General features: G+C 60.8%; 17 protein-coding genes. 5 read left to right on the top strand and 12 right to left on the bottom strand.

Features of this window, described 5'->3' with window-relative positions:
- Window positions 1–37 precede the first annotated feature (37 nt).
- The 3 genes from G5179_RS05415 to G5179_RS05405 all read right to left on the bottom strand — a co-directional run bounded on the left by G5179_RS05415 (window position 38) and on the right by G5179_RS05405 (window position 2,839).
- Complete coding sequence (locus tag G5179_RS05415; RefSeq protein ID WP_421258013.1) at window positions 38–838, bottom strand: helix-turn-helix transcriptional regulator; 801 nt, start codon at window positions 836–838, stop codon at window positions 38–40.
- 11 nt (window positions 839–849) lie between these two features.
- Window positions 850–1,386, bottom strand: coding sequence for a YbhB/YbcL family Raf kinase inhibitor-like protein (locus G5179_RS05410; RefSeq protein ID WP_421258012.1), 537 nt, complete (start codon window positions 1,384–1,386; stop codon window positions 850–852).
- A gap of 196 nt (window positions 1,387–1,582) precedes the next feature.
- Entirely contained in the window at window positions 1,583–2,839 is a 1,257-nt protein-coding gene (locus G5179_RS05405; RefSeq protein WP_005353870.1) for an adenylosuccinate synthetase, read from the bottom strand.
- A gap of 170 nt (window positions 2,840–3,009) precedes the next feature.
- On the opposite strand from G5179_RS05405, the gene G5179_RS05400 reads away from it, so the two are divergent.
- Window positions 3,010–3,924, top strand: a complete 915-nt coding sequence (locus G5179_RS05400; protein ID WP_005347793.1) for a LysR family transcriptional regulator — start codon at window positions 3,010–3,012, stop codon at window positions 3,922–3,924.
- 124 nt (window positions 3,925–4,048) lie between these two features.
- On the opposite strand, the gene G5179_RS05395 is transcribed toward G5179_RS05400, so the two are convergent.
- Entirely contained in the window at window positions 4,049–5,473 is a 1,425-nt protein-coding gene (locus tag G5179_RS05395) for a TAXI family TRAP transporter solute-binding subunit (protein WP_421258011.1), read from the bottom strand.
- Window positions 5,474–5,554: 81 nt separating this feature from the next.
- Window positions 5,555–6,700: a MalY/PatB family protein gene (locus tag G5179_RS05390; RefSeq protein ID WP_421258010.1), complete on the bottom strand. Its 1,146-nt coding sequence runs from the start codon at window positions 6,698–6,700 to the stop codon at window positions 5,555–5,557.
- Window positions 6,701–6,882: 182 nt separating this feature from the next.
- Here G5179_RS05390 and G5179_RS05385 point away from each other — a divergent pair, with 182 nt between their 5' ends.
- Window positions 6,883–8,055: an MFS transporter gene (locus G5179_RS05385; protein ID WP_421258009.1), complete on the top strand. Its 1,173-nt coding sequence runs from the start codon at window positions 6,883–6,885 to the stop codon at window positions 8,053–8,055.
- A gap of 14 nt (window positions 8,056–8,069) precedes the next feature.
- Here G5179_RS05385 and G5179_RS05380 read toward each other — a convergent pair whose 3' ends face one another.
- Both G5179_RS05380 and G5179_RS05375 read right to left on the bottom strand, forming a co-directional pair.
- Window positions 8,070–8,984 carry a LysR family transcriptional regulator gene (locus G5179_RS05380; RefSeq protein WP_058055675.1) on the bottom strand — a complete coding sequence of 305 codons (915 nt, stop codon included), beginning with the start codon at window positions 8,982–8,984 and terminating at the stop codon, window positions 8,070–8,072.
- Between the two features lie 132 nt (window positions 8,985–9,116).
- Window positions 9,117–9,872 carry a YciK family oxidoreductase gene (locus G5179_RS05375; RefSeq protein WP_040069067.1) on the bottom strand — a complete coding sequence of 252 codons (756 nt, stop codon included), beginning with the start codon at window positions 9,870–9,872 and terminating at the stop codon, window positions 9,117–9,119.
- 222 nt (window positions 9,873–10,094) lie between these two features.
- Here G5179_RS05375 and sohB point away from each other — a divergent pair, with 222 nt between their 5' ends.
- Both sohB and G5179_RS05365 read left to right on the top strand, forming a co-directional pair.
- The gene (sohB, locus tag G5179_RS05370) at window positions 10,095–11,102 is read left to right on the top strand and encodes a protease SohB (RefSeq protein ID WP_216953096.1); all 1,008 of its coding nucleotides are present in this window, start codon (window positions 10,095–10,097) and stop codon (window positions 11,100–11,102) included.
- A gap of 180 nt (window positions 11,103–11,282) precedes the next feature.
- Window positions 11,283–12,506: an MFS transporter gene (locus G5179_RS05365; protein ID WP_216953097.1), complete on the top strand. Its 1,224-nt coding sequence runs from the start codon at window positions 11,283–11,285 to the stop codon at window positions 12,504–12,506.
- Between the two features lie 36 nt (window positions 12,507–12,542).
- Here G5179_RS05365 and G5179_RS05360 read toward each other — a convergent pair whose 3' ends face one another.
- The gene (locus tag G5179_RS05360) at window positions 12,543–12,896 is read right to left on the bottom strand and encodes a DsrE/DsrF/TusD sulfur relay family protein (protein WP_005334901.1); all 354 of its coding nucleotides are present in this window, start codon (window positions 12,894–12,896) and stop codon (window positions 12,543–12,545) included.
- Between the two features lie 158 nt (window positions 12,897–13,054).
- Between G5179_RS05360 and G5179_RS05355 the strand changes: the two genes are divergently transcribed.
- The gene (locus G5179_RS05355; RefSeq protein WP_337072407.1) at window positions 13,055–13,450 is read left to right on the top strand and encodes a DUF1090 domain-containing protein; all 396 of its coding nucleotides are present in this window, start codon (window positions 13,055–13,057) and stop codon (window positions 13,448–13,450) included.
- 168 nt (window positions 13,451–13,618) lie between these two features.
- Here G5179_RS05355 and G5179_RS05350 read toward each other — a convergent pair whose 3' ends face one another.
- From G5179_RS05350 to G5179_RS05335, 4 genes are all read right to left on the bottom strand, one after another.
- On the bottom strand, window positions 13,619–13,867 hold the full coding sequence (locus G5179_RS05350) for a YfhL family 4Fe-4S dicluster ferredoxin (RefSeq protein WP_005334896.1): 249 nt from the start codon (window positions 13,865–13,867) through the stop codon (window positions 13,619–13,621).
- 1 nt (window position 13,868) lies between these two features.
- Window positions 13,869–15,233: a tRNA 5-hydroxyuridine modification protein YegQ gene (gene yegQ / locus G5179_RS05345; RefSeq protein WP_216953099.1), complete on the bottom strand. Its 1,365-nt coding sequence runs from the start codon at window positions 15,231–15,233 to the stop codon at window positions 13,869–13,871.
- 256 nt (window positions 15,234–15,489) lie between these two features.
- Window positions 15,490–16,146 carry an EAL domain-containing protein gene (locus G5179_RS05340; RefSeq protein WP_421258069.1) on the bottom strand — a complete coding sequence of 219 codons (657 nt, stop codon included), beginning with the start codon at window positions 16,144–16,146 and terminating at the stop codon, window positions 15,490–15,492.
- A 34-nt stretch (window positions 16,147–16,180) separates the two neighbouring features.
- Window positions 16,181–16,474, bottom strand: coding sequence for a hypothetical protein (locus tag G5179_RS05335; protein WP_216953101.1), 294 nt, complete (start codon window positions 16,472–16,474; stop codon window positions 16,181–16,183).
- Window positions 16,475–16,687: the final 213 nt, after the last annotated feature.

The following is a 16,687-nucleotide window of genomic DNA, read 5'->3' as shown; positions in this document are numbered from 1 at the left end:
TACATCAGGTTACATAGAATGGTCTTTAAGTAATGTTTTACTTTTCGTTGCTCGCCAATCTGGCAGGACAGGTGTGCAGGTATTGGTGGGGCGTCAGGCCGAATTCCTGTTTGAAGCGGGTGGCAAAGCGGCTGGGGGAGTCATAACCGCAGGCGAGGGCAACCTCCAGCGGGGTCAAGCCCTGTTGCAACAGGTTGAGGGCGTGGCTCATGCGCACCTGAGCCAGCAACTGGCGAAAGCTGCGACCTTCGGCGGCCAGCTTGCGCACCATGGAGGCGCGGCTCATGGAGAAGTGGGGGGCCACTGCCTCCAGGGTGTGGTCGATGCCGGGTTCCACCGCCAGGTAGCGTGCCAGCCGCTCTGCGAGGGTCATGGTGCTGGCGGGAAAGAGCAACCCGAGGGCGTTGGCGGCCCGTAGCTCGGCATAGAAACCGCGCAGCAGTTCGGCCTGGGTTGCTTCGCTCAGTCCCCGTTCGGCCATGGTGCTGATGAGCTCAAAGCAGAAGGCGAGCTCGGGGGTGATCTTGACGGCGGGTTCCTCCAGGTCGGCGTGGGAAGGGGCTGACTCGGCCAGCCACTCCGGCGGTGGTGGGGTCAGCAGCGTGATGGCGTGGGAGCGAAACTTGCCCTGCTCCGGCTGATTGACGAAGGTGAGCTGGTGGCCTGCCGGGATCAGCAGCCACCGCTCCCTGTCAAACGACAGACGTCGCTCGCGCCACCACAGTTGCTTGCTCCCCTGGGTGACCCAGATAAGGGTCGGGGCGTAGATGAGCACCCGGTGCAGGGGCTGCTGGCGGATCCCGAGATAGTGGCTCTGTTGCAGCAGGGAAGTGCTCATCCGGTTGGCTCCTAGGGGGTGACGAAGGTGGCGGTCAGAGTGGCTTTGCCGAGCGCCATGCTGTTGAGCATGTAGCCTACCATAGCGGGCGGGGTATCAGCCTTCACCTCGAGATCATGGGGCAGGGCCCAGGCGGTGAACTGATAGCGGTGCATGCCGTGACCAGCGGGCGGGCAGGGGCCGCCGTAACCCTGGCTGCCAAAGTCGGTGCGGATCTCCAATCCCTGCTTGAGCTTGCCGGAGGCATTGCTGGCCAGCTCGCTCTGGGTGGCAGGCAGGTTCACCACCAACCAGTGCCACCAACCGCTGTCGGTAGGGGCATCGGGGTCATAGGCGGTGATGGCAACACTCTTGGTGCCTGCCGGCAGATCCTGCCAGCTAAGTTGGGGCGAGTGGTTGTCGCCGCTGCAGCCAAAGCCGTTGAAGCTGAACTGTTTGGCCATCAACTGGCCTTCGTGAATGTCCGTGCTCTTCAGGGTCATGGCAAAGGCTGGCATGGCCGTCAGGCAGAGCAGTGGCAACAGGGCACTCTGTTTGAGCAATTTCATCGGGTGACTCCTCGTGTGGTAACGGGTTCACTTTAACGAGGGCAGGGTAGAATGTTATTGCAGAACGGCTCAATGTGAGGTCGATTGGTGAGTTAATTGAGCCTTTGAGTGGTTTTATGGCAAGAAGGTAAACGGCAGCCATAAAAAAACCGGCATCAGGGATGCCGGTTTTTTGTTTGACGATGAGAAATGCGGCTTAGCGCAGGATCATCTCGTCACGGCCCGGGCCGACGGAAACCATCGGAACCGGTACGCCGAGCAGCTCTTCGATACGCAGCACGTACTGCTGGGCAGCGCGCGGCAGCTCTTCAAAGGTGCGGCAGCCGGTGATGTCTTCGCTCCAGCTTTCCATCTGCTCGTAAACCGGCTTCAGGGCAGCGGTTTGCGGCCAAATCGGGTTCTCGGTGTGGGCACCTTCGTAGGCCACGCAGATCTTCAGGTCCGGCAGGCCGGTCAGGCAGTCCAGCTTGGTCAGTGCCACTTCGGTGGCGGCTTGCAGCTCGACACCGTTCTTGGTGGCGACGGCGTCGAAGTAACCGACATCACGGGGACGGCCAGTGGTTGCGCCGAACTCGTTGGTGATCTTGCGGAACTCGTCCTGGTTCTCCATGGCGGTCAGCAGGGTGCCGGTACCGACAGAGGAGCTGAATGCCTTGGCCACAGCGATGACGCGCTCCGGACGCAGACCCGGCAGACCGCCACCGATACCGGCGTAGGCGCCAGATACGTGGGAGGAGGTCACCCAGGGGTATTCGCCGTAGATCAGGTCACGGCCAGCGCCCAGCTGGGCTTCGAACAGCAGGGTCTTGCCTTCGGCCTGCAGCGCTTTGAGCGGCATGCTGACGTTGCACACGGCGTCGATCCAGGGTGCAGAGACTTCCAGCAGCCAGTCGGCCATCTCCTGGGCAGTCTGGGTGAATTCGAAGGAGGGGTAGATAGCCTTCATCTGCGGCAGTTTCCAGTCCAGCATGAACTGGATGCGCTCGACCAGTACGTCCGGCTGTTTCAGCCAGCCGACCAGGATCGCTTTCTTCATCACGCGATCGCCGTAGGCAGGAGCGATGCCCTGACGGGTGGAGCCATAGGCGCCGTCACCCAGACGTTGCTCTTCCAGGGTATCTTCCAGTGCGTGCAGCGGCAGGCAGAGGGTTGCGCGGTCAGAGATGGCCAGCTTCGGAGTCACGCCGGAGGCTTTGACTTCGTCGAGCTCGACGGTCAGTTTCTCGGGGCTGATCACCATGCCCGGGCCGAGGACAACCAGGCAATCCGGGTTGAATACGCCACTCGGAACCTGGTGCAGCTTGAAGGTGCCAAGGTCGTTGACCACGGTGTGGCCAGCGTTGTTGCCGCCCTGGAAGCGAATGCTGGCGCCAGCTTGACCTGCCAGATAATCCACGATGCGGCCTTTGCCTTCATCACCCCAGTTAGCACCTACGACTACGATAGACGACATGACTCTTTCTCCTAAGACGTTAGGCGTCCATCCTAGGAGCCTGATGCGGATTAGAAAAATTAATTATCTTTATAATTCCGATAAGAGAACCATATAATTATGGCCAATTAAGCGGCAAGCCGCCCGATTTTGCCTGGCAAGCCCCGCACCTCGCGGGTTGAGGGACTCTTATGCTGGATATTCACTGGCTGCAAACCTTTGTCACCCTGGCCCGATTGCAACATTTTGGTCAGACCGCCACCGAACTGCACATGACTCAGCCCAATGTCAGCCTGCATATCAAACGGCTGGAGCAGGCGACCCGGGTGCGGCTGATCGAGCGCAGCCCGTTTCGCCTGACTCAGGCGGGGGAGCGGCTGCTGCAAAGCGCCGAGCGCACCATTGCCGAGTTGCAGCTCTGCCAGTCCGATCTCAATGCCCTCAACCAGCTCAGCCAGGGGACGCTGGCCATCGCCGCCAGCGACATCATCTCCCGCCTGCTGCTGATCCAGCCGTTCCAGCGCTTCAAGCGGGAGTTCCCCGGCATCGACCTTACTTTGTTCAACACCACTTCGGATCAGGCTGCCGAGCTGGTCAAGGCGGGCAAGGCGGATCTGGGTTTTGTCATGGCGCAAAAGCGCAGCGAGCCGCTCTTCTACACCGAGCTGCAACAGGTGACTTGGTGCGCGCTGGGTCATGGCCTTGCCCGTTGGCAGGCGCGGGCGGTGGCGGGGGAGAGCGATCCCCTCGATGAGCCGACCCTGATCCTGCTCGGTCACGACACCCGCACCCGGGCGCTGATCGACCCATCTCTGCCGCTGTTGGCGTTACCCCCTTGCCGCATCATGGAGGTGGGCAGCGTGGACGCCCAGCTCGATTGGGCCGAGGCGGGCTTTGGTGTCGCCATCGTGCCGGACTTCTCCCTGCATCCGCGCCTCAACCTCACCGCGCCGGTTACCAGCCTGAGCGACTTTCCCGGTACCAGTCTGGGCTACGTGGTGCGCCAGAATCAGGTGTTGTCGCGGGCCATCAAGCAGTTGCTGCATTGGGTGGAGGAGGAGATCCAGAAGCCCAACCCCTATCTGACCCGGGTGATGGAGCCGTAGCGGGGCGGCAAGGTGAGCAGGCCTATCGGGGTGACTAAGCCGCCATCAATTGCGCCACTATCGAGCGCATATCAATAATCAGGGCAGCCGAGGCTGCCCTGATGCGTTTGTGGGAGCTGACCACTCAGGGTTGCAGCTGTGTGGCTGCGCTGGTGGCAGGGACGGGAGGCGTGTCGGTTTTATCCTGCTGCGGGGTTTCGCCACTCACCGCGCTGCTGGCAGGCTGGATTGCCTGCTCTTGCGGCGCAGTAGCCGCATAGGCACCTTGTGGCAACTGAGTCGAAACGGCATCCGATGGTGATGGAACCGTTGACGCTGTGGCAGAGGGAGCCATGCTCTCACCCTCGGTGGTTGGCGTAGCAGTGAGCTCGGGGGCGACCTCAAGCGCCTCTTCGGGTAAGGGATTAACCTCTGTGGCTTCTGTCGTCACTGCGGCACTGCTGGTGGCGGTCGCGTCAGAAGGCGCTTCAAGGGTGGCTGTCATCCCGTTGGCGGCACTCACCTGCTCTGTCGTGGGCACCGCTTCCGAGGTCGATGGTGCTGGTGTTAACGGCTCCGGTGTCAGCTGTTCCGCGGTTAACTGCTCGGGAATCAGTGACAAGGGAGCTGGCGGTTGATCCGACATCCCCGCATGGAGGGGCAGCTCGGTTTGCGCCTGCAACTGCTCGGGGGTCACTTTGCTCAGGGCGGGATGCAGCCGGCTGAACTGCTTGACCCGGGCCAGCAGGGTATCGCGCACGGTTCGGACGATGGGGTCCGGCAGGCTGGCCAGCGCCACCAGTTCGGCACTCATCCCGATGTTGTTGATGGCGGTGGTCTGCCCCGGATAGAGGTTGGCGGCGATACGGCTGCGCTGGTAGTAGGGGTGTTGTTTGAGCAGCGTGTCGATCTGCTCCCCTTCGATGGGGATGAGGCGCACCTTGCAGCGGCTGATCAGATCGCCGACCGCCAGACTGGGGTGACCGGCAACCACAAACGCGGCATCCAGCGAGCCATCGCAGAGTCCTTCCAGCGGTTCGCTGTCCGATTTGAGCTGATAGGCAGCAAACTGCCCGGGTTGCCATCCCATGGCTGCCATCAGGGCCTGGCTGGTGATCTGCTCACCGGCGCCCTTGTTGCCGGGATAGACCCGCTTCCCTTCGATATCTGCCAGGGTGGTGATGCCGCTATTGGGGGCGGCCAGCAGGGTCAGCGACTCCTGATAGAGGCGAAACAGGCTGCGCAGCTCATTGTTGGCCCCCTGCCCGCTGAAGGGGCCGGTGCCGTGCAGGGCGTGGTGCAACACATCGGACTGCACCAGCGCCAGCTGTACGTCCCCCTTGTCGAGTGCCTTGAGGTTGGCCATCGAGCCACGGGTGCTCTGCACGGTGCAGCTGTCCCCATGCAGGGCATGGCCGGCATTGAGCACCCGGCAGATGGCACCACCGGTCGGGTAGTAGACCCCATTGAGCGGGCCCGTTCCGATAGTCAGCGCCTGGCTGCCAAAGGGGAGCAGCGCAGAGAGTGCACAGAGGGGAAGCAGAAGGTGATGCAAGATCCGTAGAGACATAATTGACCGTTGACTGAGTTGACCGCTGGCTGATGACACAGGGAAAAAGGGATGGGGCTTGCCCATCCCGTTGCTGGCTGATCAGGGCTTGCTGTGGTTGAGGATTGCCTGCTCCATCCGCGCCAGCGCGTCGGTCAGCCGTGCCCTGGTGCAGCCGAAGTTGAGCCGCACGAACTGACCGTCGCCAAACTGGGCGCCGGGGGAGAGGCCAACGCCAGCCTGCTCGAAGAAGGCGATGGGATCGGCAAGGCCAAGGGCGCTCACATCGATCCAGGCCAGATACGTCGCCTGATGACTGGCCAGCTTGACGCCGGGCCAGCGGGCAACCGCCTGCTGGATCAGGGCCAGATTGGCCGCCAGATAGTCGAGCTGCTCGGTCAGCCACTGTTCGCCACCCTCATAGGCCGCTTCGGCGGCGACAAAGCCCAGCAGGTTGACGTCGGCGCTGATGCCGCGCATCGCCTGCTGCAGCCTGAAGCGCAGACGGGCGTTGGGGATAATGGCGAAGGAGCAGCAGAGACCGGCGATATTGAAGGTCTTGCTCGGGGCCATCATCACCGCGCAGCGCTCGGCCGCTTGCGCACTGATGGCGCCGTAGGGAATGTGGCGGGCGTTTTTATCCAGCAGCAGATCGCAGTGGATTTCATCGGAGCAGATCACCAGATTGTGGCGCGCAGCGATGGCATCGATGGCCAGCAGCTCGTCACGGGTGAAGATGGTGCCGCCCGGATTGTGGGGATTGCAGAGCAGCAGCAGATCTGCGGCGGGAGCCTGACGCTCCAGCTCTGCCAGATCCAGCACCCAACGACCGCCCTCTTCAATCATCGGCACGGTGAGCAGGGGACGATCATTGAAGCCCGGCGCCTGCAGGAAGGGGTAGTAGACCGGCTTGGGGGTGATGATACCGCGGCCATGCTGGCTCCACGCCTTGCAGGCAAGGTTGAGCCCCGGCACCACGCCGGGCAGGAATACCAGCCATTCGGGCTCAATAGCCCAGCCATAGCGGGTCGCCATCCGTTCGATAATGAGTTCGATCAGGCGCGGCGAGGGGCGTGAATAGCCGAAAATGCCGTGGGCGACCCGTTTGGTCAACGCATCGATCACGGACGGGGGGGAGACAAAGTCGGTATCGGCAACCCACATGGGCAGCACATCCTGACCCTTGTACTTGTCCCATTTCAGGCTCATGGTGCCACTGCGGTCTACTTCCTGATCAAAATCAAACATGCGAACTCCTTGTGCTGGCAGGATGGGCTTTCACTCTACGGGGTCGCGGCCTCCCTCGCAAGGCGCACACCTGCTTATGCCATCCTTGAGCCCGCTCTTGATAGTGACATAAGATAGGCGCCGAATTTTCATACGGCTGCCGCCCGTTAGCCCGTATCGTCCTTCCAATCAGTGGTAACCCTATGAGCTTGTCGATAGCGGCGGTCAAACGCCCGGACCCCGTCTCTCTTTCATTTCTTGCCGTGACCTTTATGACCGGCGTCGCGGTGGCACTGCAGGTGCCTACCTTAAGTCTGTTTCTGGCCGAGGAGGTGCAGGTGCGCCCCTTTCTGGTCGGGCTCTTCTATACCATCAATGCGGTGGTGGGCATTTTGGTCAGCCAGTGGCTGGGCCACCGCTCCGACAACAAGGGGGATCGCAAGCGACTGATCCTGCGCTGCTGTTTTGCCGGGGTGGCGCTCTCCTTGCTGTTTGCCTGGAACCGTAACTATTGGCTGCTGGCGAGTCTGGGGGTGATGCTGGCGGCGCTGGCGGCCACGGCCAGTCCCCAGCTGTTTGCGCTGGCGCGGGAGTATTCTGACAGCCGCAACCGACGGGCGGACATGTTCAGCTCGGTGATGCGAGCCCAATTTTCGCTGGCTTGGGTCATAGGCCCGCCCATCGCCTTTGCGCTGGCCATCGGCTACGGTTTTGAGCTGATGTATCTGGCCTCGGCACTGGCCTATCTGCTCTGCGCTCTGGTGGTGTGGCGCTGGCTCCCCTCTCTCCCTTTGCCCAAGATGGCTGAAGAGACAGAGCGGGTCAGCAGCTGGCGGGATCCGGCGGTGCGGGCGCTCTTTATCGCCTCCACCCTGATGTGGACCTGCAACAGCATGTACCTCATTAATATGCCGCTCTACATCACCCGGGAACTGGGGATGGATGAGAAGCTTGCCGGTATCCTGATGGGCACGGCGGCGGCGCTGGAGATCCCCTTCATGCTGCTGGCGGGTTATTACACGGCCCGTTTTGGCAAGCGCCCCATGATGTTGTTGGCGGTGCTGGCTGGCGCGGCCTTTTACACAGGTCTGGTGACCCTCACCGACCAATACGCCCTGATCGCCTTGCAGCTGTTCAACGCCATCTTCATCGGTATCGTCGCGGGGATCGGCATGTCTTACTTTCAGGATCTGATGCCGGGGCGAGCCGGGGTGGCGACTACCCTGTTTGCCAACAGCATCCGCACCGGTTCCATCATGGCAGGGGCCATCGCCGGTATGGTGGCGGAGGTGTGGAGTTTCCACGGGGTCTTTATGGTGGCGCTGGGATTGGCACTGGTGGCACTGGCCGCCAGCTGGCGGGTGCCCAACGTCTGACGGGGAGCTGGCTGTTATTTATCGTGCTGGGACTGGGCGTGCGGAAGCGGCGCTGATTCGCCCTGATATTCGTTGCGCAGGCAGCGCAGCAGCAGCTCGGTCGCTGGGCCGAGGGATTCGGGGGAGAGGGTCAGCAGATAGGTGTAGAGGTGGCGCTCGTTGCCGCTCTCCAGATCCAGCTGTATGAGTGACCCTTCCGCCAGCTCCCGCTCAACCAGATGGTGCGGCAGCCAGGCATAGCCGAGGCCAAGGCGCAGCATGGCGAGCACTTCGTGGTAGTGGGTCGCCTTCCAGCCGGTGTCATCCGCATCGTTCCAGTCCACCGAGCGGTGAATGGGGGGATGGAGGCTGATCTGGTTGTGGCTGGTCAGCACGTCGCTGCGGATGGGCCCCTCCTCCTGTGCCAGCGGATGGCTGGCGGCGCAGAGAGGCAGCAGGCACACCTCGTCCAGCAACAGGCCGGTGCGATCGCCGGGCAGGTGCTCGGAGAGCATCAGATCCCCCGGTTGCAGGGCGTTGAAGTGGCAGTGAATGCGTTCGTGCAGGTTGACCCGGCAACCCCGACTGCGAGGATAGAAGCTGGCCAGCGCCCGATAGAGGCGCTCCCTTGGTTGCAGCGCCGAGACATAGAGGTTGATCTGCGGCTCCCACTGCCGCTCCAGGTTGTTGGCCAGATTTTCCAGCTCTTCCACCTGCTGGCTCAACTGACGGGCCCGCTTGAGGAAGATCTCGCCCGCCGGCGTCAGCACCGCCTTGCGGCCGCGCACCTCCAGCAAGGGCACCCCCAGACTCTGCTGCAACTTCGCAACCGCATGATTGAGGGAGGACTGGCTCTTGTTCAGCGCCTCGGCCGCCTGGGCGTAGCCGCCGCAGTCGACCACCGCCTGAAAGATCCGCCATTGCTCAAACGTGCTCTTGGGACGAAACATAGTTCAACCTGATTGGAGATAGGATGGTCAGTGGTTCGAACAGGGAGCCTGTGCTCCCTATTCAATTTAACCCCTGCCGCACAACACTCTGGGTATTTTATTGATTTATTTGGGCTGGGCCACGCAACTTGTTTATTTTGGCTGAGCCACAAAGGTCTGGCCGGTTTTGCCGCGGCTGTCCGACCCCATTAGGTAGAGGTAGAGCGGCATCAGGTCGGCCGGAGTCTTGAGGTTCATGGGATCTTCCGCCGGGAAGGCGCTGGCGCGCATCTTGGTGCGGGTGCCGCCCGGATTGAGGGTATTGACCCGCACACCGGTGTTCTCAAGCTCGTCGGCCAGCACTTCCATCATCCCCTCGATGGCAAATTTGGAGATGGCATAGGTGCCCCAGTAGGCGCGCCCCTTGCGTCCCACGCTGGAGGAGGTGTAGACGATGGAGGCATCGCCCTGCGTCTTGGCAGTCTGGCGCAGCAGCGGCAGCAGCGCCTGGGTCAGCAGGAATTCCGATTTGACGTTGACCTGCATCACCTCGTCCCACTCCTTCTCCTGAATGTGTTCAAACGGAGAGAGGGTGCCAAGCAGACCGGCGTTGAACAGCACGCCGTCGAGGCGGCCAAACTGCTGGGCGAAGGTTTCGGCCATGCCGCGGTAGTGGGCGGCGGTGGCCCCTTTCAGATCCACCGGCACGATGGCGGGCAGCGGATAACCGGCCGCTTCAATCTGGTCATACACGGCTTCGAGTTTGGCGCTGGTGCGGCCGAGCAGGATCACGGTGGCACCGTGAGCGGCGTATGTGAGGGCGGCTTCGCGGCCGATCCCGTCGCCGGCACCGGTGACCAGAATGACTTTATCCTTGAGCAGATCGCGGGGCGCCTGATAATCGAGCATGACAACTCCTGTTAACAAATTCCGGCCATAAGTGCATGGCAATCGGCGCCAAGTGTACTGATCCGCGCGCCTGTTTGACCAGCCAGCGGCAAGAAAAATGTGAAGAAAATAGAGAGGTTGTGATGCTCGGGTTGGTTTTTCCTGGCACTGGCTGCGATTTTTTGCGCGCCTCCATCAAACTCCCTAGAATGTGACGAAAACCGATCCATTCTGGAGTCCATCGTGACATTTCTGACCGAATATGGCCTGTTTTTGGCCAAGACAGTGACCTTCCTGCTGGCCATCGGCGCCATCATCCTGATGATTGTGAGCACTCGCCAGCCGAAAGCGCGCAAGGGGGAGCTGGTGGTGACCGATCTCTCGAGCGAGCTGGAGCAGGGGCAATTTGCCCTCAAGAGCGCGCTCGTAAGCAAGGCCGAGCGCAAGGTGCTGGAAAAGCAGCAGAAAGAGGAGCAGAAAAAGCGCGCCAAGGCGGGTGATGAGCGCAGTCGCCTGTTTGTGCTCGATTTCAACGGTAGCATGGATGCCAAAGAGGTGGCCTCCCTGCGCGAGGAGGTTAGCGCGGTGATTGGCGTCGCCCAGCCCGGCGACGAGGTGCTGCTGCGACTCGAATCCGGTGGCGGCGTGGTGCATGGCTACGGCTTGGCCGCTTCCCAGTTGCAGCGACTGCGCGATCGTGACATCAAGCTCACCGTGGCTATCGACAAGGTGGCGGCGAGCGGTGGCTACATGATGGCCTGTGTGGCAGACAAGATCTTGGCTGCCCCCTTTGCCATCGTCGGCTCCATCGGGGTGATCGCCCAGCTGCCGAACTTCAACAAGTTGTTGAAAAAGCACGATATCGAATTCGAGATGCACACTGCCGGTCAGTACAAGCGCACTATCACCATGTTCGGCGAGAACGACGATCTGGGGCGCGAGAAGTTTCGTGAGGAGCTGGCGGCGATCCACGAGCGTTTCAAGGCCTTTGTGGCCGAACATCGCCCGCAACTCGATATCGATCAGGTCACGACCGGAGAGCACTGGCTGGCAAGTCAGGCCAAGGGGCTGGGGTTGGTGGATACCCTCTGCACCAGTGATGACTATCTGCTGGCACAGGCCAGCCACCACAAGGTGATCGGCATCAGCTATCGCAAGCCAAAAAGCCTGACCCAGAAGCTGGGGCAGCAGGGCGCGCAGGCGCTCGAGGCAGGACTTGGGCGGCTGTGGCAGCAGAGCCCCTGGCGCTAGCCCGAGGGAAATCCCGCGATAAAAAGGCCAGCCGATGCCCATCGGCTGGCCTTTTTGCATCCGGTTGCACCTTGTCGGTGAGCGAGGGTTGTTTCTATTGAGGCCCTCTGTTACAACTGAATGCTTTCCCCGTTTATGACAGGATCTTGTGGTAAGAGCTGCGGGGCATGGAGCATAGCGATGTCATGGAGCACCTTCAGGCAATTTACCCCGCTGGTCTGGATCGTCATTCTGGGTACCTTTATGGTGCGTACCAGCTACTACATGGTGTGGCCCTTCCTCTCCATTCTGCTCTATCGGGAGTATGACCTTTCGGCCACCTTCATCGGCCTGTTGCTGGGTGGCTCGATGGCCCTCTCTACCCTGGTCAGTTTTTACGGCGGCTGGCTCTCTGATCGCTTCGGGCGGCGCAGCATACTGCTGGCCGGTTGTCTGGTGGCGATGAGCTGTTTCGGCCTGCTCGGTTTCTCCCATGCGGTGTTCTGGCTCGGGGTCGGGGTGATGGGCAGCGGCCTCTCATCGGGGCTCATCGATGCCCCCGGCAAGGCGTTGATGGCCGACAGTCTGGCCTCGGCCAAGGCGCGGGAGCTGGCACTGCACCTGCGCTATTTTCTGCTTAATCTGGGGGCCGCGTTGGGGCCGCTGCTCGGGGTGACCCTCGGGATCAACGCCCAGCAGGAGACCTTCCTGTTTCTGGTGGTGAGCTATCTGCTGCTGGCGCTGGCCTTTGGCTGGGGATTTCGCCGGGCTGGCAGCACAGGCAAGCTGGGGACTGCTGGCCCCGGACTGCGGGATGCCATCAAGGTGTTGCTGGCGGATCGCGCCTTCCTGCTGCTGGTGATGGCCAATCTCCTGATGGTGCTGGTCTACTCCCAGTTTCACTCGCCGCTGGTGCAGTACCTGACCCGGGCCGGTATGCCGCAGGTGGCCGAGCTGGTTGCCCTGCTGGTGGCGACCAATGCACTGACCGTGGTGCTGCTGCAGTTTCCGCTGCTGCGGTTGTTGTCACGCTGGCCAGTGCGGGTACGCCTTCATATCGGCATGGCGCTCTTTCTGGCGGCCCAGCTGCTCTTCGCGCTGGGGGACCCGATGGTGCGCAGCCACTGGTTTGGTGCCGTGCTGCTGCTCAGCATCGGCGAGACCATCCTGTTCCCCCTGCTCAACGTGCTGATCGACCAGATGGCCCCCACCCACCTCAAGGGGAGCTACTTTGGTGCCAGCGCACTGGCCGGGTTGGGAGGGGCTGCCGGCGCTCTGCTGGGAGGCTGGATCCTCGAGCAGTGGAGCGGTCAGTGGCTCTATGTGCTGATGGCGCTGCTTTGTGTGGCGATCTTTGCGCTTTATGAAGCAGGCGCCCGACATCATGGTCGGCGAAGTGCCCGGCAGGAGTCGGTGATAGGCTAACCGGGCTGACTTCGCCGCTGGCCAGCCCCTTATGGTTCAGAAGGTCAGCACCTTGTCGGCAGCCAGGGTCCATTGGGCCAGCATCGGCAGGGTGCCGACCTCAATGCCCTCGATCAGCGGCAGGGCGGTGATGCCACGGGCATCGGTGCAGGTCTTGCACAGGCGAATGGTGACGCCTTGCGCCAGCAGGATCTCCAGCATCTGGCGCAGGTTGTACCCCTCGGCCGGTGCCTGACCGGCCAGTGCTGCACTCACCGCATCGGACATCAGGAACAGCTTGAGGCTGGCACCACCCTGTTCGTTGAGGGCGATAGCGAGACGCAGGGCGTTGAACAGGGATTCGCTGCCATAGGGGGCACCGTTGGCAATGACCACAATTTGTTGATTCATAACAGACTCCCGATTGAAAAGAGCGCCATTGTAGAACCAACAGGGTGGCAATTGCGTGATGTTGCACAACTTCTGTCGCACCTTTTTCCCGCTTGCTTGACCCTGCCGCCGATCGAGGTTTTTATGGTCAGCTCGCAAACAAGACCGGATGAATCGAGATGTGGAAAGTATTGGGAGCCGGCTTGCTGCTGTTGGCGGGTCAGGCCTTTGGCAGTGAGGCGGTCGGTTGCAAGGCTCGCCTGCAGGCCGTCAACGACCAGCTGGTGTTTGCCAAAGCACACAACAATACCGGGCAGATTGCCGGGCTCGAACAGGCAGCGCGCAATATCAAGGCCAACTGTACCGATGAAGGTCTGCTCAAGGAGCAGAAAGAGCGGGTTAACAAACTGCGCGGCGAGGTAGATGATCGCCTGCTCGAGCTGCAGGAGGCGAGAGTCAGTGGCAAGCCGGACAAGATTGCCGACAAGCAGAGCAAATTGGAGCAGGCACAGACCGACTTGCTGACGGCGCAGCGGGAACTGGATGAATTGCACCGGTTGGTAAACAAAAAATAGCCATCATGGAGATGAGGGCGGGATCAAAAAAGGCCGGGATTTCCCGGCCTTGTTGCATTTACTGTCGGTGCATCTGTACAAACTTCTTCATCAGCAGCGCTGCGGTTTCATCATATGGACGGGCTCCCGGAGGATGCAGCCTGTGAGTTGTTGATGCAGATACCGAGGTTACTGCCGATGCATCCGCACAAACTTTTCCATCAGCTGATCTTCGGTTTCCACATGAGCGGGATCCCAGATGATGCAGTCGATAGGGCAGACACTGATACAGGTCGGCTTCTCATAGTGACCGACGCACTCGGTGCAGCGACTGGGGTCGATCTCGTAAATCTCCTCACCCAGGCTGATGGCCTGGTTCGGACACTCGGGATCACACATGTCACAGTTGATGCACTTGTCGGTGATGAGCAGTGCCATCTCAGGCGGCCGAGTGGGGCTGACGGGTATCCTGACGCTCACCGAGGTTGCGCAGCAGGATGCCGTAGTTCACGTCCACTTCCTTCGGCACCGGCACATAGACTACGTGGCCGTTGCCCGGTGCGGTGTCGATCAGCTCGCCCTTGCGGTTCTGCATCTGCTCCAGATTGAAGCTGAGGTTGCCCTGCGGGGTCATCAGCTCCAGGCTGTTGCCCACCAGGAACTTGTTCTTTACCTCGACCTCGACCATGTCACCGTTGCGACCGGTGATCTCGCCGACGAACTGCTGGGTGTCGGAGACGGAGTAGCCGTAGTCGTAGTTCTGGTATTCGCTGTGGTTGTGACGGCGCAGGAAGCCCTCGGTATAGCCGCGGTGGGCCAGATTTTCGAGGGTGCCCATCAGGCTGCGGTCGAACGGACGGCCTGCAACCGCATCGTCGATGGCCTTGCGATAGACCTGGGCGGTACGGGCGCAGTAATAGAAAGACTTGGTGCGCCCTTCGATTTTCAGCGAATGGACGCCCATCTTGGTCAGGCGCTCGACATGTTCGACGGCGCGCAGATCCTTGGAGTTCATGATGTAGGTGCCGTGCTCGTCCTCGAACGCGCTCATGTACTCGCCCGGGCGGTTGGACTCCTCCAGCAGCACCAGTGCATCGCTCGGCTTGCCGAGGCCCAGCGTCGGGTCAACTTTCTGCACGGCGATGGGCTCCTGACGGTGGACGATCTGGCCCACGTCATCTTCTTTACCTTCGTGAACCTTGTACTCCCAGCGGCAGGAGTTGGTGCAGGTGCCCTGGTTGGGGTCGCGCTTGTTGATATAGCCGGAGAGCAGACAGCGGCCGGAGTAGGCCATGCACAGAGCGCCGTGAACGAAGACTTCCAACTCCATCTCCGGCACCTGCATGCGGATCTCCTCGATTTCGTCCAGCGACAGTTCGCGGGAGAGGATGACCCGAGTCAAGCCCATCTGATGCCAGAACTTCACCGTGGCCCAGTTGACCGCGTTGGCCTGCACCGAGAGGTGAATGGGCATATCAGGGAAAGCTTCGCGCATCATCATGATGAGACCGGGGTCTGACATGATCAGCGCATCCGGCTTCATCTCCACCACCGGACGCATGTCGCGGATAAAGGTCTTGAGCTTGGAGTTGTGGGGCTGGATGTTGGCCACCACATAGAACTGCTTGCCGAGGGCATGAGCCTCGTTGATGCCGAGCTGAAGGTTCTCGTGATCGAATTCGTTGTTACGCACCCGCAGACTGTAACGGGGCTGGCCGGCATAGACTGCATCGGCGCCATAGGCGTAGGCGTAACGCATGTTCTTGAGGGAACCTGCGGGGGAGAGCAATTCTGGTTTAAACATGTCGGACTCTTTATGTCTGATTGCAAATCAGGACAACGCCACCTGATGGCGTCGTAGTGGTTGAGTTGCGGTGCAAGATGCCCTCCGAGAGGATGCTCAATGCAGCGCGACCCGATGACGGCATATCTGGGGTTATCGAAAGAAGATGCGCCGGATATTCGGGGTGCGAGATTGTACTCGCCCCCACGTCATCATGCAATTTGGCAGGAAATTGTTGGCTGCGCGAGCCGATAGGATGCCGAAATGAAACAGCCGCTCAGGCCCAATGGGAGAGGGGAGATGGCATGGCATGGGCATAACCCTGCTGATAGTCACAGCCGAGCCGATTGGCGACCTCGATGTGTTGCTGGGTCTCGACTCCCTCGCACACCACCTTGGCGCCGAGCCGCTGCAGGTACTCTACCAGACCGGTGAGCATCCGCAGTGCATGGCTACTCTTGGTCGCTTGCAGCAACAGGGAGCGATCCAGTTTGATGATCTCGTAGGGCAGCGCCAGCAGCCGTTGGAAGTTGCACTCCTGGGTGCCAAAGTCATCGCAGACGATATGGGCGCCGTGGCTGCGCAACACTTCTATCAGGGCCAGCTCCTTGTGCTGTAGCGGGGCGTGCTCGAGTACCTCGAACCAGATGTCGAGCCCTACCTTGCGCGCCTGGATCAGTACCAGCAACAACAAGTTCTGGTAGGTGGGGCTGTTCAGAGTCGGGTTGAGGTTGATTGAGAGCAGACTGGTGCTGCTCTGCGCGAGCGTCGGCAGGTCGCGCAGAATCGCTCTGAGCATGACGATGTCCAGATGAAGGGACTCCTCATCGCTGAGGGAGAGAAAGTCGATCCCCTGATAGCGCTGCTGGCGTGGTTCCCAGCGTCTGGCCAGCGCCTCAAAGCCAATGATCTGGCTGTTCCGGTCAACGATCAGGGAGCTGAGGGGGTTAAGCGAACGGTATGAAGAGTCAGTTGTTGTCGAGGGAGAACTGAAATAAGGGGAACTGCTCACTCATAAAATCGCGGGGTGTATGGCCATTACCAGCCCCAGCCAGCCACTCCCAGTCCAGTCTTGGCGAGCCCGCTTTAAAGCGCTGGTAGGCCACTCCCTTGTGAACCGTCAGAAAAAGAGTCGTGGGGAGTCCCAGCTTGTTGCTGTAGCGCACCATCAGATCGCCCTGATAGTCGTTGCTGATTCTGATTTTGAGTGCCTGCAGTGTCAGACCTGTTGCGTGGCCATGCTCATCCCAGACTTCAAACATGATGTGAACACTCTGATGTTGATGATGCCACGATGAGCAAGGTGGGATGCAATTGCAACTGTCAAATCTGACAAGGGCGGAAAGTGTTAGTGGGCAAGAAAGCGAAAACCCGGCGCAAGGCCGGGCTTTCTGAATGATGGTGGAGGGAGAAGGATTCGAACCTTCGAAGGCAGAGCCGTCAGATTTACAGTCTGATCCCTTTGGCCGCTCGGG

It is taken from the genome of Aeromonas sp. 600886, from assembly GCF_049174935.1.
GTDB lineage: Bacteria > Pseudomonadota > Gammaproteobacteria > Enterobacterales > Aeromonadaceae > Aeromonas > Aeromonas veronii_A.
This window is presented reverse-complemented; position numbering and strand designations above follow the sequence as displayed.

Bases quoted from the DNA above. Each gene is read 5' to 3' on its own strand.
- G5179_RS05400 (WP_005347793.1), top strand. From the start codon at position 3,010: ATGCTGGATATTCACTGGCTGCAAACCTTTGTCACCCTGGCCCGATTG.
- G5179_RS05415 (WP_421258013.1), bottom strand. From the start codon at position 838: ATGAGCACTTCCCTGCTGCAACAGAGCCACTATCTCGGGATCCGCCAG.
- G5179_RS05380 (WP_058055675.1), bottom strand. From the start codon at position 8,984: ATGTTTCGTCCCAAGAGCACGTTTGAGCAATGGCGGATCTTTCAGGCG.
- G5179_RS05375 (WP_040069067.1), bottom strand. From the start codon at position 9,872: ATGCTCGATTATCAGGCGCCCCGCGATCTGCTCAAGGATAAAGTCATT.
- G5179_RS05410 (WP_421258012.1), bottom strand. From the start codon at position 1,386: ATGAAATTGCTCAAACAGAGTGCCCTGTTGCCACTGCTCTGCCTGACG.
- G5179_RS05355 (WP_337072407.1), top strand. From the start codon at position 13,055: ATGTGGAAAGTATTGGGAGCCGGCTTGCTGCTGTTGGCGGGTCAGGCC.
- G5179_RS05405 (WP_005353870.1), bottom strand. From the start codon at position 2,839: ATGTCGTCTATCGTAGTCGTAGGTGCTAACTGGGGTGATGAAGGCAAA.
- G5179_RS05390 (WP_421258010.1), bottom strand. From the start codon at position 6,700: ATGTTTGATTTTGATCAGGAAGTAGACCGCAGTGGCACCATGAGCCTG.
- G5179_RS05395 (WP_421258011.1), bottom strand. From the start codon at position 5,473: ATGTCTCTACGGATCTTGCATCACCTTCTGCTTCCCCTCTGTGCACTC.
- G5179_RS05385 (WP_421258009.1), top strand. From the start codon at position 6,883: ATGAGCTTGTCGATAGCGGCGGTCAAACGCCCGGACCCCGTCTCTCTT.
- G5179_RS05350 (WP_005334896.1), bottom strand. From the start codon at position 13,867: ATGGCACTGCTCATCACCGACAAGTGCATCAACTGTGACATGTGTGAT.
- G5179_RS05365 (WP_216953097.1), top strand. From the start codon at position 11,283: ATGTCATGGAGCACCTTCAGGCAATTTACCCCGCTGGTCTGGATCGTC.
- G5179_RS05360 (WP_005334901.1), bottom strand. From the start codon at position 12,896: ATGAATCAACAAATTGTGGTCATTGCCAACGGTGCCCCCTATGGCAGC.
- G5179_RS05335 (WP_216953101.1), bottom strand. From the start codon at position 16,474: ATGTTTGAAGTCTGGGATGAGCATGGCCACGCAACAGGTCTGACACTG.
- yegQ (WP_216953099.1), bottom strand. From the start codon at position 15,233: ATGTTTAAACCAGAATTGCTCTCCCCCGCAGGTTCCCTCAAGAACATG.